Raw genomic sequence first — 15,009 nt, forward strand, 5'->3', positions numbered from 1 at the left:
GTCTATGATACACCTTATTCATCCTGAATGACGACTACAGCAACCGCAGGAAACAGCATGGCTACTGGAAATGAACAGAATCTGATCTGGATTGATCTTGAGATGACCGGACTGGATCCGGAGCGCGATCGTATTATTGAGATTGCCACCCTGGTAACGGACGCCAGTTTAAACATCCTGGCGGAAGGCCCGGTGATGGCGGTGCACCAGTCCGATGCGCAACTGGCGCTGATGGATGACTGGAATGTTCGCACCCATACCAACAGCGGATTGGTGGAGCGGGTGAAGGCGAGCCAGATTGACGATCGGGCAGCGGAGCAGGCGACCATTGCCTTCCTGCAGCAGTGGGTACCGGCCAACACCTCGCCGATTTGCGGTAATAGCATTGGTCAGGATCGGCGTTTCCTGTTCAAATACATGCCTGAGCTGGAAGCCTACTTCCACTATCGTTATCTGGACGTCAGCACGCTGAAAGAGCTGGCGCGCCGCTGGAAGCCCGATATCCTGCCCGGCTTTAAAAAGAGCGGTTCGCACCAGGCGCTGGATGACATCCGCGAATCAGTGGCGGAGCTGGCTTACTACCGTGAGCACTTCTTGCAGCTTTAATCGACAACGGGTGCGCAGGAAATCGACAGATTGCTGCTTTAATCGGCAATCGCGCTGAAAGCGCAAAATTTTGCTTTCAGAGGCTTGCAGCAGCAACGATTTCTCGTATAATGCGCACCCCGTACCGGTGAAGAATTTATTAACGGTACAAGGCGCGGGAATAGCTCAGTTGGTAGAGCACGACCTTGCCAAGGTCGGGGTCGCGAGTTCGAGTCTCGTTTCCCGCTCCAGATTTAATTAGCAGTACCCTCTTTGCGGGAATAGCTCAGTTGGTAGAGCACGACCTTGCCAAGGTCGGGGTCGCGAGTTCGAGTCTCGTTTCCCGCTCCAGATTTTTTAGCAGTGCCCTTCTATGCGGGAATAGCTCAGTTGGTAGAGCACGACCTTGCCAAGGTCGGGGTCGCGAGTTCGAGTCTCGTTTCCCGCTCCAGTTTTACGTCAGACCCTATTAAGTAATTATCAGGTTATTAATTGTTGCGGGCCCGGATAGTTTCCAGAAGGTTATCCACAGCGCTGCATGCCCTCATTTACGCCTTATTCCCCGATCTGTAAAATGCTTTTGAACAGAGTTATCCACAGCTTTATCTGTTAACCGAAGCGATAGACTCATTATTAAATAAACACAACTTTTCAGTAAATAGTTGATAATTAACGATATGAAAATATTTCAGATTGTTATTTACCTGCGTTATCAGCCTTATGGCAGTTGAAAGACAACGGCTTTTTATTTTTATTCACAGCATGTGGAAAACGCGATTCTGCCGGCTGGCTGTACACTCATGCATCACGCGGTAATCCCTTCTCGACTGCACGAACCAGGCGCTTTTGCTGTGCGGGCTGCACGTCGATAACCACCTGCTGACGCTTATCCTGCTGCCGGGCGATGGCCCACCGGATATGTTCATCCAGCAAATCACTCTCACCCAGCCGCTGCTCCAGCACCGGAATAATCTCCGATGACCAGGGCGCATTACCCAGCGCCACGGCGATATTGCGCAGCCAGCGTAAATGACCGATGCGCCGAATCGCCGATCCCTCCGTAATACGCAGAAACTTTGCTTCATCCCATTGAAACAGATCGATCAGTTCGGGCGCATGCAGGGCGGCGCGCGGCGAAAAGTCACTTTCATCGCTGAGCTGCCCGTAACGATTCCACGGACAGATCAGCTGACAATCGTCACAGCCATAAATCCGGTTGCCCATCAGCGGACGAAATTCTTCCGGAATGGCCCCTTCGAGTTCGATAGTGAGGTAGGAGATGCAGCGCCGCGCATCGACCACATAGGGTTCAACGATGGCGTTGGTCGGGCAGATAGTCAGGCAGGCGACGCAGCGTCCACACTGCTCCGGCTGAGGCGTATCCACCGGCAGCGGCAGATCGATCAGCAGCTCGCCGAGGAAAAACCATGAACCCGCCTCGCGATTAAGAATCAAAGAGTGTTTACCGGTCCAGCCCAGTCCGGCTTTGGCCGCCAGCGGGCGCTCAAGCAGCGGGGCGGAGTCAACAAACGGCCGGAAATTAAGCTCACCGCAATGCTGCTGGATCATTTCTCCGAGCTTTTTCAGTCGATTGCGCAATACTTTGTGGTAATCACGACCAAGTGCATAACGGCTGACATAGCCCAGCCGGGGATTTTTCAGCGTACTGGCAAAAGCCGCTTTGGCCGGCAGGTAGTTCATGCGAACGCTGATGACGCGCAGCGTACCGGGTAGCAGTTCATGCGGACGCGCCCGCATCATACCGTGGCGCGCCATCCACTCCATCTCGCCATGATATTGCTTGTCCAGCCACGCCTGAAGACGCGGCTCTTCCGCACTCAGATCGGTATCGGTGATGCCGACCTGCTGAAAGCCGAGATCCAATCCCCACTGTTTAATCTGTTGTGCGAGTTGATGAAGATCGAGAGGGTATGACATGAGTGACCAGGGTTCGAAGAAAAACAGCCGCAGTTTACCATATTCTGTCTGGCCTGCGCAGGCTGTGGCGCAGCTGGAGCGTGAAGGCGCTGATGCGCTCGGCATCACCTTATATGAACTGATGCTGCGCGCCGGACAGGCAGCCTATGAACATCTTAACGCCTGCTGGCCTGACGCCAGACACTGGCTAATCCTGTGTGGTCATGGCAATAACGGCGGCGATGGCTACGTGGTGGCCCGTCTGGGGCAGGCGGCGGGCCGGCAGGTCACTCTGCTGGCCTGTGACGGTGAGAAACCGCTGCCCGAGGAGGCGCAACGTGCCCGCGACGCCTGGCTGGATGCGGGCGGCGAAATTCATGCCGCCGATGCCGCCTGGCCAGAGCAGGTCGGGGTCATCGTCGATGCGCTGCTGGGAACCGGCATTAATCGCGCGCCGGGCGAACCTTACCGCACCCTGATTCAGCAGGCGAATGCCCATGCTGCGCCGATCCTTGCTATCGACATGCCTTCCGGCTTAGTCGCCAGCACCGGCAGTGCGCCCGGCGAGGTGATACAGGCCACGCACACCCTGAGCGTGGTGGCGCTTAAGCCGGGCCAGATTACCGGCAAAGCGCGGGACTTTATCGGCGAGCTGTTCTATGCCGATCTCGGCCTGCAGGCTTTTCTGGCGGCGGAAACCGCTCCGATGGCGCGCTATGATGCCAGCGCGCTTGCACAGTGGCTCAGACCGCGTAAGCCGACCTCGCATAAAGGCGATCATGGTCGCCTGCTGGTGGTGGGCGGTGATGCCGGTACCGCCGGCGCGGTTCGGATGACGGCAGAAGCAGCGCTACGCAGCGGCAGCGGGTTAGTGCGAGTACTTACTCACAAGGATAATATTATCCCGATCCTGACGGCGCGGCCGGAAATCATGGTCGATGAACTAACCGATGAACAGCTCAGCGCGGCCCTGGAATGGGCGGATGTGATTGCGATTGGACCGGGCCTTGGGCAGCGGGATTGGGGCAAGCGGGCGCTGGAACGGGTCGCGGAATGCGAAAAGCCGATGCTTTGGGATGCGGATGCACTTAACCTGCTGGCAATCAGTGCAGAGAAACGTCAGAATCGCATCATTACGCCGCATCCTGGCGAAGCGGCGCGCTTGCTCAACATCAAGACCAGTGAAGTTGAGAGTGACCGCTTACATGCAGCGCAGAGCTTAGCCCAGCGCTACGGCGGCGTGGTGGTACTGAAAGGTGCCGGAACCCTGATCGCCAGCGAGCAGGGTGAAATGGCGTTTGCCGATGTAGGCAATGCCGGTATGGCCTCCGGCGGCATGGGCGATCTCCTGAGTGGGATTATCGCTTCGCTGGTGGGCCAGAAACTGGCGCTGTTTGAGGCTGCCTGTGCCGGCTGCGTCGCGCACGGCGCCGCAGCCGATGCGGTGGCGGCACAACGTGGCACGCGCGGTATGCTGGCAACTGATTTACTTGAGCTGCTGTGGCAATTTGTTAATCCTGAGATGAATCAAGAAGCATGAAGACCTGTGTTATTTCTTTGCCCGATGAGGCGGCTACGCTCGGTTTGGGCGCTCAACTGGCGCGTGCCTGTGGCAACGCGGCGGTCATTTATCTCTATGGCGATCTGGGGGCGGGTAAAACCACCTTCAGCCGCGGCTTTCTGCAGGCGCTGGGACATCAGGGCAACGTAAAAAGCCCAACCTACACGCTGGTCGAGCCTTACACCCTGGGTGAGCGCTCACTTTATCATTTTGATCTCTATCGGCTGGCCGACCCGGAAGAGCTGGAATTTATGGGCATCCGCGACTATTTCAGCGGTGACGCCATCTGTCTGGTTGAATGGCCACAGCAGGGCGAAGGGTTTCTGCCGCCGCCCGATCTCTCCTTAACGCTGCGCTACGTCGATGATGCGCGTGAAGCGGAGCTGGCGGCCCATACGCCGCTGGCAGAGCAGTGGATTGCGTCACTCGCACAACACAGGGACCCGGCATGAAGTCACGGATGAAATTAGCCTTAGTGACCCTGCTGTTGCTGGTCTGCGCGCCGCTGTTTGCGGCCACCCTGTCTGATATCAAAGTCGCCAACGGCGATAGCCAGGCCACGGTGACCCTGAGCTTTGCCGGGCAGCCAGTGTATGGTTTCTTCCCGCTACGCAACCCGGACCGGGTGGTGCTGGACGTGCGCCAGAGCGGAGTGGTGCAGGGACTGCCGCTGAACTTCAGCGGAGAAAACATTGTAAAGCGCATCCGGACCAGCACGGCGAAAGACAAACAGAGCGTACGGCTGGTGTTTGAGCTGACGCAGCCGGGCAAAACCCGGGCGGTGACGCAGCGTAACGGCAGCAGCTACAGCGTGGTGTTTACCATTACCGGCTCACGGCCGGCCGTAACCCGCCCGACGCCGACGCCCGATCCTGCGCCGGTCCGCGCCCCGGTTCAGAGCGCAGCCGCCGCGAACCCGTTTAACGCCAATCCAGTCACCGCCGTCACCAGCACAGCCAGCACGGTACGTCCGGGCAGCGCGGTCAGCCGCAACGACACGGTGATCGTGGCGATTGATGCCGGACACGGCGGTCAGGACCCCGGCGCTATCGGACAGCGCGGGCTGAAAGAGAAGAATGTCACCATCGCTATCGCCCGTAAGCTGCGGGTGTTACTGAATAACGATCCGATGTTCAAAGGCGTACTGACCCGTGATGGCGACTATTTTATTTCGGTGATGGGCCGTTCTGACGTGGCGCGTAAAGCGAATGCCAACGTGCTGGTCTCAATTCACGCCGATGCCGCGCCAAGCCATGCGGCGACCGGTGCGTCGGTCTGGGTGCTGTCGAACCGTCGCGCCAACAGTGAAATGGCTAACTGGCTGGAGCAGAAAGAGAAACAGTCTGAACTGCTGGGCGGCGCAGGCGATCTGCTGGCGAACAGTCAGGCGGACCCTTATCTCAGCCAGGCGGTGCTCGACCTGCAGTTTGGTCATTCACAGCGTGTCGGTTATGACATTGCCCAGCGCGTGTTGCAGCAATTACGCGGCGTCACTTCGCTGCATAAACGCTTACCAGAGCATGCCAGCCTTGGCGTGCTGCGTTCGCCGGATATTCCTTCGCTGTTAGTGGAAACCGGTTTTATCAGTAATTCCTCGGAGGAGCGACTGCTTGGCAGTAGCGCACACCAGGATAAGATTGCGCAGTCGATCTATAAAGGTCTGCGCACTTATTTCCTGGCGCACCCGCTGCAATCCATCCCAAAGGAGGAAAACCGGCCGCTGGGCTCGTCGCCAGCGGTTAGCGTCGCCAGCAACCCGGCGACCGGCGTGACGCAATATACCGGTGCCACTCAGCGCCACACGGTGACGCGCGGCGAGACGCTGTCTGGCATCGCCGCGAAGTATGGCGTCAGCATGGCCACCCTGCGTGAGATGAATACGCTGAAGCGCGATGTGGTATGGGTTGGGCAACGCCTTAAAGTCCCGGCCAGCGCTGCCGTCAGCCGGACCACGCGAGCCACCACGCGCGGTGTGGTCCGTCATAAAGTGGTACGTGGCGACTCGCTGACCGGCATTGCCGCCCACTACGGCGTCAGCCCGAAGGCGATAATGCAGACCAATAATCTGAAGTCGACCAACGTAATGTTGGGGCAGAACCTGAAAATTCCTGCATCCTGAATGTTTGCCCGGCCACTGCGCCGGGCTATCAGCTAAAAGGATATCCACCATGCCGATACAAATTTTACCGCCGCAACTGGCGAACCAGATCGCGGCGGGTGAAGTGGTCGAGCGTCCTGCATCGGTTGTGAAAGAGCTGGTGGAAAACAGCCTTGATGCTGGCGCAACGCGCATTGATGTTGAGATTGAAAAGGGCGGCGCGAAGCTGATACGCATCCGTGACAACGGATGCGGCATCGTAAAAAGCGAACTGGCGATGGCACTGGCCCGCCATGCCACCAGCAAGATTGCCTCACTGGATGACCTGGAGGCGATCATGAGCCTCGGTTTCCGGGGCGAAGCGCTGGCCAGTATCAGCTCGGTCTCTCGCCTGACTCTGACCTCACGTACCGCCGATCAAACTGAAGCCTGGCAGGCCTATGCCGAAGGGCGAGATATGGCCGTGACGGTCAAGCCTGCTGCGCATCCGTGCGGCACCACGCTGGAAGTGCTGGATCTGTTTTACAACACCCCGGCACGCCGCAAATTCATGCGCACTGAAAAAACCGAGTTTGGTCACATCGACGAAGTGATTCGCCGCATCGCGCTGGCCCGCTTTGACGTGGCGATTTCACTCAGTCACAACGGCAAAATGATGCGTCAGTATCGGGCGGTGAGTGAAGAGAGCCAGCGCGAACGACGGCTGGCAGCCATCTGTGGCGTGACCTTTATGCAGCATGCGTTACGCATCGACTGGCAGCACGACGATCTGTCACTGCGCGGCTGGGTAGCCGATCCGACCGGTTCGCGTCAGGTCAGCGACCTGCAGTATTGCTACGTAAACGGCCGCATGATGCGCGACAAACTGATCAATCACGCGATCCGCCAGGCTTTCCAGACCCAGCTGCAGGAGGACCAGCAGCCCGCCTATGTGCTCTATCTGGAAATCGATCCGCACCAGGTGGATGTCAACGTTCATCCGGCAAAACATGAGGTGCGGTTTCATCAGTCGCGGCTGGTGCATGATTTTATCTATCAGGGTGTGATGAGTGTGTTACAGGCGAGCGCGGCCCCGGTATTGCCGACGCTGCAGGCAGAGGAGCCCGCGCCGCGCTGGCAACCCGAGAATCGTCAGGCGGCCGGGGGGAACCATTTTTCACAGCCCGCCGCGCGTCGCAGCGAGTCAGCGCCGGCAGCACCGACGCCGGGACCAGCGCCAGCCTGGCAGAACAAAGAGAGCGGTTATCGTCAGCGGGAAGGCGCGGTGTATCAGCAGTTGCTAAAAACGCCTGCCACGGGCGCGCCACCAGCGAAGCCGGCTGAACCGGTACCGCGAGCCGTCGTCCAGGCGTCACCGCTGGCGGCGCATGCCCAGAGTTTTGGCCGGGTACTGACGGTGCTGCATCACCACTATGCGTTGCTGGAGCAGGACCAGAGACTGCTGCTGCTGTCTCTGCCGGTGGCGGCGCGCTGGTTAAAACAGGCGCAGCTTCAGCCCGGCGAAACCGGCTTAAAACCGCAGCCGTTATTGATCCCGGTGCGGCTTAAAATTGCCCAGACCGAGCGGCAGGCTGCACAGAAAAACAGCAGTCTGCTCAATCAGATGGGAATAGAACTGCAGCTGGAGGGCGACCACGTGACTCTGCGCGCGGTTCCTTTACCGTTACGAACACAAAATTTACAAATCTTGATTCCTGAACTGTTAGGCTATCTCGCCCGGCAGCAAGATAACTCTGCGACGCAACTGGCCCAGTGGCTGGCGCGACGTCAGGATGCAGAGTCATCTGACTGGAATCACTCACAGGCGATTAACCTGCTGGCTGAGCTGGAACGGCTCTGTCCACAGTTATTAAAATCGCCGCCTTCAGGTCTGATACAGGCCATAGAGATTGAGAGCGCGATTGACGCGTTGAAGCATGAGTGAACTAAACCAGGCTGGCCGGCCAAAGGCTATATTTTTGATGGGACCCACGGCGTCTGGCAAGACGGCATTAGCGATTGAGCTGCGTAAGCATTTGCCAGTGGAACTAATCAGCGTAGATTCTGCCTTAATCTATCGTCAGATGGATATTGGCACGGCGAAACCGTCGGCTGAGGAGTTAGCAGTGGCGCCCCATCGGTTGCTGGACATACGCGATCCCGCGGAAGCCTATTCGGCGGCCGAGTTTCGACGCGATGCGTTAGCAGAAATGGAGGATATCGTTCAGGCCGGACGAATTCCGTTGCTTGTTGGTGGAACCATGCTCTACTTCAAGGCGTTACTTGAAGGATTGTCGCCGTTGCCCTCGGCCGATCCCGAGGTTCGTCAGCGGATAGAGCAAACGGCGCGTGAAAAAGGCTGGGAAGCTTTACACCGCCAGCTGTGTGAAATCGACCCGGTTGCCGGCAGTCGTATTCATCCGAATGATCCGCAGAGACTTTCGCGAGCACTGGAAGTTTTTTTCATTTCGGGTAAAACTTTAACGGAACTGACAAAAACGTCCGGTGAAGCGTTACCCTACGATGTGTACCAGTTTGCCATCGCCCCTGCGAGCCGCGAGCTGTTACACCAGCGCATCGCGTTGCGTTTTGAGCAGATGTTGGCGTCAGGATTTGAAGCGGAGTCTCGGGCCCTGTTTGCACGAGGTGATTTGCATACGGACATGCCTTCCATTCGTTGTGTTGGTTATCGCCAGATGTGGTCTTATTTATCGGGCGAAATCGATTATGACGAGATGGTTTATCGGGGAATTTGCGCAACCCGGCAACTTGCTAAGCGTCAGATTACCTGGTTACGCGGCTGGGAAAACGTTCACTGGTTAGACAGTGACGAGCCCCAACTGGCACGTGACAGGGTGCTACAGGTTCTTAGTGCGAAGCATGGGTGATTGTGTACAATTGACGGGTTATCGTGCGCAAATTTTTACGCAGTTTTTTCAGAACCATAGGTTCTACAAGCAACAAACAACAAGCATATAAGGAAAAGATAGAATGGCTAAGGGGCAATCATTACAAGACCCGTTTTTGAACGCACTGCGTCGTGAACGTGTTCCGGTTTCGATTTATTTGGTTAACGGTATCAAGCTGCAGGGTCAGATTGAGTCATTTGATCAGTTTGTAATTTTGCTGAAAAACACGGTAAGTCAGATGGTTTATAAACACGCCATTTCTACCGTTGTTCCTTCGCGCCCGGTTTCTCACCATAGCAATAATACCGGTGGCGGCAGCAACAATTACCATCATGGCGGCAGCAACACATCTGCGCAGCCACAGCCACAACAAGACGGTGATAACGCAGAATAACGCGTCGCCGTACAGCCAGGACCGGAGAGCATGAATGGTTTTCCGTCCTGGTCTTTTATTTTAGCGAGGTTATAGCTTGTTTGACCGTTATGATGCCGGTGAGCAGGCCGTACTGGTACACATCTGGTTCTCCCAAGACAAAGAAGTAGAAGATCTTCAGGAATTTGAAACCCTGGTTTCTTCTGCTGGCGTTGACGCGCTGCAAGTGATCACTGGCAGCCGCAAAGCGCCACATCCCAAGTATTTTGTCGGTGAAGGAAAGGCCGTTGAAATTGCCGATGCGGTAAAAACAACAGGAGCATCGGTCGTCTTATTCGATCATGCCCTTACGCCCGCTCAGGAAAGAAATCTCGAGCGCCTGTGCGAATGCCGGGTGATTGATCGTACCGGCTTAATTCTCGATATCTTCGCGCAACGCGCACGCACCCACGAAGGTAAATTGCAGGTTGAGCTGGCACAGCTACGCCATCTTGCCACGCGTCTGGTACGCGGCTGGACGCACCTTGAACGCCAGAAAGGCGGGATCGGCTTACGCGGTCCGGGTGAAACGCAGTTAGAAACTGACCGTCGCTTATTACGCGGCCGTATCAGCCAGATTTTATCCCGTCTGGAACGGGTAGAGAAACAGCGTGAGCAGGGACGTCAGGCACGCGCCAAGGCCGATGTGCCAACCGTGTCGCTGGTGGGCTATACCAACGCCGGTAAATCGACGCTGTTTAACGCCGTGACCTCAGCCAACGTCTTTGCTGCCGATCAGCTGTTTGCGACCCTTGATCCGACGCTGCGCCGCCTGAATGTCGCCGATGTCGGTGAAGTGGTGCTGGCGGATACGGTCGGCTTTATCCGCCATCTTCCTCACGATTTGGTTGCTGCCTTTAAAGCGACCCTTCAGGAGACGCGCCAGGCGACGTTGCTGCTGCATGTGATTGACGGTGCTGACGTTCGCGTCACAGAAAATATTGAAGCCGTTGATACGGTACTGGAAGAGATCGACGCTGACGAAATTCCCACCTTACTGGTCATGAATAAGATCGATATGCTCGATGGCTTTGAACCACGCATCGATCGTAACGAAGAAAACCTGCCGATTCGCGTCTGGCTGTCTGCCCAGACCGGTGCCGGTATTCCGTTATTATGGCAGGCGCTGTCTGAGCGGCTGTCGGGTGAAATTGCCCAATACGAATTACGTCTGCCACCCGAAGCGGGGCGCTTGCGCAGCCGTTTCTACCAGTTGCAGGCGATTGAGAAAGAGTGGAATCAGGAAGACGGCAGTGTAGGATTGCAGATTCGTATGCCAATCATTGAATGGTTGCGCTTATGCAAACAGGAACCGTCGCTGACCAGTTATATTGTTTGATATTGCCCAAACGCATTTACCTTAAAAATTGAAGATTGTCGCACTTTCGTTGCAGACCCGAATACGCAGGCGTTACCCGAGTATTTCGGATTTCAGCAAGGCGGCAACTGAGTGAATCCCCGGGAGCTTACGCAGGTAAGTGACCGGAGTGAGCGAAGGCAGCCAACACCGCTGCAATCCGAAAGATGAAGGGTAAAAACCGCAAATACAATAAATGGAGTAGAGACATGGCGTGGAATCAGCCCGGAAATAACGGACAGGACCGCGACCCGTGGGGAAGCAGCAATAATCAAGGCGGCAACTCTGGGGGGAATAAAGGAGGACGGGAATCCGGGCCTCCTGATCTGGATGATATCTTCCGTAAGCTGAGCAAGAAGCTTGGTGGTCTGGGCGGTGGCAAACAGAACGACAACGGTCAGCGCGGCTCCGGCAGCGGCGGCAAAATTGTTGGCATCGTAGCGGTTGCAGCTGTCGTGATCTGGGCAGCAAGCGGTTTCTACACCATCAAAGAAGCGGAACGTGGCGTGGTAACGCGCTTCGGTAAGTTCAGTCATCTGGTTGAGCCAGGTCTGAACTGGAAACCGACCTTTATCGATCAGGTGCGTGCCGTTAACGTTGAAGCGGTACGTGAACTGGCCGCGTCAGGCGTGATGCTGACTTCGGATGAGAACGTGGTGCGGGTTGAGATGAACGTCCAGTACCGGGTTACCGATCCGGAACGTTATCTTTATGCCGTTACCAGCGCGGATGACAGTCTGCGTCAGGCCACCGACAGCGCACTGCGCGGCGTCATTGGCCGTTCCACCATGGACCGTATCCTGACCGAAGGTCGTACTGTGGTCCGTAGCGATACCCAGCGTGAAATCGACGAAACGATTCGCCCTTACAATATGGGCATCGCGGTGCTGGACGTAAACTTCCAGGCGGCTCGTCCACCGGAAGAGGTGAAGTCTGCGTTTGATGATGCGATTGCCGCACGTGAAAACCGCGAGCAGTATGTCCGCGAAGCGGAAGCCTACGCCAACGAAGTTCAGCCACGAGCTAACGGTCAGGCGCAGCGTATTCTGGAAGAAGCCCGTGCGTATAAAGAGCGGACGGTGCTGGAAGCGCAGGGTGAAGTGGCGCGGTTTGCCAAAATCCTGCCTGAGTACAAAGCGGCACCAGAAATCACCAAAGAGCGTCTCTATATCGAAACGATGGAACGCGTGCTCAGCCATACCCGTAAAGTACTGGTTAACGATCGGGGTAATAACCTGATGGTGCTGCCGCTCGATCAACTGATGCGTGGCGGTCAGGCGTCAACCGGCCACAACGGTCAGAAAGGGGGCAGTGCCGCATCGCAGCCTGCGCTCTCCGATCGCAGCGCCAGCCGCAGTGACACGTCGTCATACAGTCCGGACAGCATCATGGATCAGCGTCGGGCTAACGCTCTGCGCAACGACAGCCAGCGCGAAGGGAGAGAGTAATCGATGCGTAAGCCAATAGTAGTATTAATCATCGTCGTGCTGGTGGCGCTCTATGCGTCGCTGTTTGTGGTGCAGGAAGGTCAGCGCGGCATCGTACTGCGCTTCGGTAAAGTTCTGCGCGATGACGAAAACAAACCGCAGGTGTTTGAACCGGGTCTGCATTTCAAGATCCCATTCCTGGAAACGGTTAAAACACTGGATGCTCGTATTCAGACCATGGACAACCAGGCCGATCGCTTCGTCACTAAAGAGAAGAAAGATCTGATCGTCGATTCCTACATCAAATGGCGTATCAGCGACTTCAGTCGTTACTATCTGGCCACCGGTGGCGGCGATGTGTCTCAGGCGGAAGTACTGCTGAAACGTAAGTTCAGTGACCGTCTGCGTTCTGAAATGGGGCGTCTGGATGTTAAAGACATTGTGACCGATTCGCGTGGTCGTCTGACCACCGACGTGCGTGATGCGCTGAACACCGGTAGTGCAGGCAGCGATGACGAAATCGCCACCCCGGCCGCCGATGATGCGATTGCCAGTGCAGCGGCCCGCGTAGAGCGTGAAACTAACAGCAGCGAACCGGCACCGAACCCGAACAGTATGGCGGCGTTAGGTATTCAGGTCGTAGATGTACGGATTAAGCAGATCAACCTGCCGACCGAAGTTTCAGATGCGATCTTCAACCGTATGCGTGCAGAGCGTGAAGCCGTAGCACGTAGCCAGCGTTCACAAGGTCAGGAAGAAGCAGAAAAACTGCGCGCCCAGGCTGATTACCAGGTAACGCGTACGCTGGCCGAAGCCCAGCGTGAAGCGCTGATTACCCGTGGTGACGGTGATGCGGAAACGGCGCGACTGTTTGCTGCGGCATTCAGTCAGGACCCGGACTTCTACGCCTTTATTCGTAGCCTGCGTGCCTATGAAAACAGCTTCAATGACAATCAGGATGTGATGGTGTTAAGCCCGGACAGCGACTTCTTCCGATATATGAAGGCGCCCTCTAACGCGACACGTTAAGAACTGATATAACCTACAGGCCGACAATGTTGTCGGCCTTTTTTTTGGGTATCAGTATGAAAACAAGCATCTGGATGGCACTGGCGCTGGTATTAGTGCTGGAAGGGTTGGGACCGATGTTCATGCCACGCGCCTGGCGCCGCATGATTCTGGCGATGACGCAGCTGCCCGATCGCCTGTTGCACCGTTTTGGCGGCGGGCTGGTGGTAGCCGGAATGGTAATCTATTGCATGCTTAGCCTGCACGGCAACCTGTAACAACTGCTGGCCTGGTGCACAAATTGTGCCTGCTGCGCCTGTTTTCCCCAACATGTTGTAGTGATCAAAATGCTGGCAAAAAAGCGCGCAATCGTATGCTAAAAGTGCTGAAAACCACCGGATCAGATGGTAGAATCCTTTTTTAAGCAATCGGTGATTTTGAGAAATGGGTAAGAACGTCGTCGTACTGGGCACCCAATGGGGTGACGAAGGTAAAGGTAAGATTGTAGACCTTCTGACTGAACGCGCGAATTACGTTGTGCGTTATCAAGGCGGCCACAATGCGGGCCACACACTTGTCATCAACGGTGAAAAAACCGTCCTCCACCTTATCCCTTCTGGCATTCTGCGCGATAACGTCACCAGCATTATTGGTAACGGCGTAGTGCTCTCTCCTGAAGCCTTAATGAAAGAGATGAAAGGCCTCGAAGAGCGCGGGATTCCGGTACGCGAACGTCTGCTGATTTCTGAAGCCTGTCCGTTGATTCTGCAGTATCACGTTGCCATGGACATGGCGCGCGAAAAAGCGCGTGGTGCTAAGGCGATCGGGACTACTGGCCGCGGTATTGGTCCGGCTTATGAAGATAAAGTCGCACGCCGTGCACTGCGCGTCAGCGATCTGTTCAACAAAGAGACCTTTGCCGCCAAGCTGAAAGAAGTGGTCGATTTCTACAACTTCCAGCTGGTGCACTACTACAAAGAGCAAGCGGTCGACTTCGATAAAGTGCTGAACGATGTGATGGCGATTGCCGACATCCTGACCAGCATGGTGGTTGACGTCTCTGAGCTGCTGGACGGCGCGCGTAAGCGTGGCGATCTGATCATGTTCGAAGGTGCGCAGGGTACGCTGCTGGATATCGATCACGGTACCTATCCGTACGTTACCTCGTCCAACACCACCGCTGGCGGCGTAGCGACCGGCTCAGGCATTGGCCCGCGCTATGTCGATTACGTGCTGGGTATCGTGAAAGCGTACTCAACCCGCGTCGGTGCTGGTCCATTCCCGACCGAGCTGTTTGACGAAACCGGTGAGTTCCTGTGTAAGCAGGGTAACGAGTTCGGTGCCACCACCGGCCGTCGTCGTCGTACCGGCTGGCTGGATGCGGTTGCCGTGCGTCGTGCGGTGCAGATCAACTCTCTGTCCGGTTTCTGCATGACTAAACTGGACGTGCTGGATGGCCTGAAAGAGGTCAAAATCTGCGTGGCTTACCGGATGCCGGATGGCCGTGAAGTCACCACCACGCCGCTGGCGGCAGAGAACTGGGAAGGCATTGAGCCGATCTATGAAACGATGCCGGGCTGGAGCGAGACTACTTTTGGTGTGAAGACGCTGGAGGGCTTACCACAAGCTGCCCGCGACTATATCAAGCGTGTAGAAGAAGTGACGGGTGTTCCGGTTGATATTATCTCAACCGGCCCGGACCGCAGTGAAACGATGATTCTGCGCGATCCGTTCGACGCATAATCACCCAGGCCGG

Annotated in this window: 13 protein-coding genes and 3 tRNA genes; 15 read left to right on the plus strand and 1 reads right to left on the minus strand. The window is 56.3% G+C overall.

What is annotated here, in order from left to right; translation table 11 throughout:
* Positions 1–57 precede the first annotated feature (57 nt).
* The 4 genes from orn (at position 58) to AABB92_RS16290 (ending at position 1,036) form a co-directional block, all read left to right on the plus strand.
* Complete coding sequence (gene orn, locus AABB92_RS16275; protein ID WP_031375106.1) at positions 58–606, plus strand: oligoribonuclease; 549 nt, start codon at positions 58–60, stop codon at positions 604–606.
* A gap of 154 nt (positions 607–760) precedes the next feature.
* Positions 761–836: transfer RNA gene (locus AABB92_RS16280), tRNA-Gly, on the plus strand.
* A gap of 24 nt (positions 837–860) precedes the next feature.
* Positions 861–936 (plus strand) — tRNA-Gly (locus AABB92_RS16285).
* A 24-nt stretch (positions 937–960) separates the two neighbouring features.
* Positions 961–1,036 (plus strand) — tRNA-Gly (locus AABB92_RS16290).
* A gap of 347 nt (positions 1,037–1,383) precedes the next feature.
* Here AABB92_RS16290 and queG read toward each other — a convergent pair.
* Positions 1,384–2,523 carry a tRNA epoxyqueuosine(34) reductase QueG gene (queG, locus tag AABB92_RS16295; RefSeq protein ID WP_031377858.1) on the minus strand — a complete coding sequence of 380 codons (1,140 nt, stop codon included), beginning with the start codon at positions 2,521–2,523 and terminating at the stop codon, positions 1,384–1,386.
* Here queG and nnr point away from each other — a divergent pair.
* The 11 genes from nnr (at position 2,522) to AABB92_RS16350 (ending at position 14,996) form a co-directional block, all read left to right on the plus strand.
* Positions 2,522–4,042 carry a bifunctional ADP-dependent NAD(P)H-hydrate dehydratase/NAD(P)H-hydrate epimerase gene (nnr, locus tag AABB92_RS16300; RefSeq protein WP_031377857.1) on the plus strand — a complete coding sequence of 507 codons (1,521 nt, stop codon included), beginning with the start codon at positions 2,522–2,524 and terminating at the stop codon, positions 4,040–4,042. The genes queG and nnr overlap by 2 nt on opposite strands.
* Positions 4,039–4,515 (plus strand): tRNA (adenosine(37)-N6)-threonylcarbamoyltransferase complex ATPase subunit type 1 TsaE, encoded by a 477-nt coding sequence (gene tsaE / locus AABB92_RS16305; RefSeq protein ID WP_031377856.1) that lies wholly within the window; start codon positions 4,039–4,041, stop codon positions 4,513–4,515. The genes nnr and tsaE overlap by 4 nt, the downstream gene beginning before the upstream one ends.
* The gene (gene amiB / locus AABB92_RS16310; RefSeq protein ID WP_031377855.1) at positions 4,512–6,182 is read left to right on the plus strand and encodes an N-acetylmuramoyl-L-alanine amidase AmiB; all 1,671 of its coding nucleotides are present in this window, start codon (positions 4,512–4,514) and stop codon (positions 6,180–6,182) included. The genes tsaE and amiB overlap by 4 nt, the downstream gene beginning before the upstream one ends.
* A gap of 49 nt (positions 6,183–6,231) precedes the next feature.
* Positions 6,232–8,085, plus strand: coding sequence for a DNA mismatch repair endonuclease MutL (gene mutL / locus AABB92_RS16315; protein WP_031377854.1), 1,854 nt, complete (start codon positions 6,232–6,234; stop codon positions 8,083–8,085).
* The gene (gene miaA, locus AABB92_RS16320; RefSeq protein ID WP_046289273.1) at positions 8,078–9,028 is read left to right on the plus strand and encodes a tRNA (adenosine(37)-N6)-dimethylallyltransferase MiaA; all 951 of its coding nucleotides are present in this window, start codon (positions 8,078–8,080) and stop codon (positions 9,026–9,028) included. Before mutL ends, miaA begins: the two co-directional genes overlap by 8 nt.
* Before the next feature lie 103 nt (positions 9,029–9,131).
* The gene (gene hfq / locus AABB92_RS16325; protein WP_009087468.1) at positions 9,132–9,443 is read left to right on the plus strand and encodes an RNA chaperone Hfq; all 312 of its coding nucleotides are present in this window, start codon (positions 9,132–9,134) and stop codon (positions 9,441–9,443) included.
* A gap of 76 nt (positions 9,444–9,519) precedes the next feature.
* On the plus strand, positions 9,520–10,800 hold the full coding sequence (gene hflX, locus AABB92_RS16330; protein ID WP_031376420.1) for a ribosome rescue GTPase HflX: 1,281 nt from the start codon (positions 9,520–9,522) through the stop codon (positions 10,798–10,800).
* A gap of 227 nt (positions 10,801–11,027) precedes the next feature.
* On the plus strand, positions 11,028–12,266 hold the full coding sequence (gene hflK, locus AABB92_RS16335; RefSeq protein ID WP_046289272.1) for an FtsH protease activity modulator HflK: 1,239 nt from the start codon (positions 11,028–11,030) through the stop codon (positions 12,264–12,266).
* A 3-nt stretch (positions 12,267–12,269) separates the two neighbouring features.
* Entirely contained in the window at positions 12,270–13,274 is a 1,005-nt protein-coding gene (gene hflC / locus AABB92_RS16340; protein WP_031376419.1) for a protease modulator HflC, read from the plus strand.
* 56 nt (positions 13,275–13,330) lie between these two features.
* Positions 13,331–13,531: a DUF2065 domain-containing protein gene (locus AABB92_RS16345; RefSeq protein WP_031376418.1), complete on the plus strand. Its 201-nt coding sequence runs from the start codon at positions 13,331–13,333 to the stop codon at positions 13,529–13,531.
* 166 nt (positions 13,532–13,697) lie between these two features.
* Positions 13,698–14,996: an adenylosuccinate synthase gene (locus AABB92_RS16350; RefSeq protein ID WP_031376417.1), complete on the plus strand. Its 1,299-nt coding sequence runs from the start codon at positions 13,698–13,700 to the stop codon at positions 14,994–14,996.
* The last annotated feature ends 13 nt before the right edge of the window (positions 14,997–15,009 follow it).

The sequence above is a fragment of the Pantoea brenneri genome, assembly GCF_038594305.1.
Lineage (GTDB): Bacteria > Pseudomonadota > Gammaproteobacteria > Enterobacterales > Enterobacteriaceae > Pantoea > Pantoea brenneri.

Excerpts from the sequence above, each read along its gene's own strand:
- queG (WP_031377858.1), bottom strand. The coding sequence starts at position 2,523 with ATGTCATACCCTCTCGATCTTCATCAACTCGCACAACAGATTAAACAG.
- nnr (WP_031377857.1), top strand. The coding sequence starts at position 2,522 with ATGAGTGACCAGGGTTCGAAGAAAAACAGCCGCAGTTTACCATATTCT.
- mutL (WP_031377854.1), top strand. The coding sequence starts at position 6,232 with ATGCCGATACAAATTTTACCGCCGCAACTGGCGAACCAGATCGCGGCG.
- hflK (WP_046289272.1), top strand. The coding sequence starts at position 11,028 with ATGGCGTGGAATCAGCCCGGAAATAACGGACAGGACCGCGACCCGTGG.
- hfq (WP_009087468.1), top strand. The coding sequence starts at position 9,132 with ATGGCTAAGGGGCAATCATTACAAGACCCGTTTTTGAACGCACTGCGT.
- hflC (WP_031376419.1), top strand. The coding sequence starts at position 12,270 with ATGCGTAAGCCAATAGTAGTATTAATCATCGTCGTGCTGGTGGCGCTC.
- orn (WP_031375106.1), top strand. The coding sequence starts at position 58 with ATGGCTACTGGAAATGAACAGAATCTGATCTGGATTGATCTTGAGATG.
- miaA (WP_046289273.1), top strand. The coding sequence starts at position 8,078 with ATGAGTGAACTAAACCAGGCTGGCCGGCCAAAGGCTATATTTTTGATG.
- AABB92_RS16350 (WP_031376417.1), top strand. The coding sequence starts at position 13,698 with ATGGGTAAGAACGTCGTCGTACTGGGCACCCAATGGGGTGACGAAGGT.
- amiB (WP_031377855.1), top strand. The coding sequence starts at position 4,512 with ATGAAGTCACGGATGAAATTAGCCTTAGTGACCCTGCTGTTGCTGGTC.
- AABB92_RS16345 (WP_031376418.1), top strand. The coding sequence starts at position 13,331 with ATGAAAACAAGCATCTGGATGGCACTGGCGCTGGTATTAGTGCTGGAA.
- tsaE (WP_031377856.1), top strand. The coding sequence starts at position 4,039 with ATGAAGACCTGTGTTATTTCTTTGCCCGATGAGGCGGCTACGCTCGGT.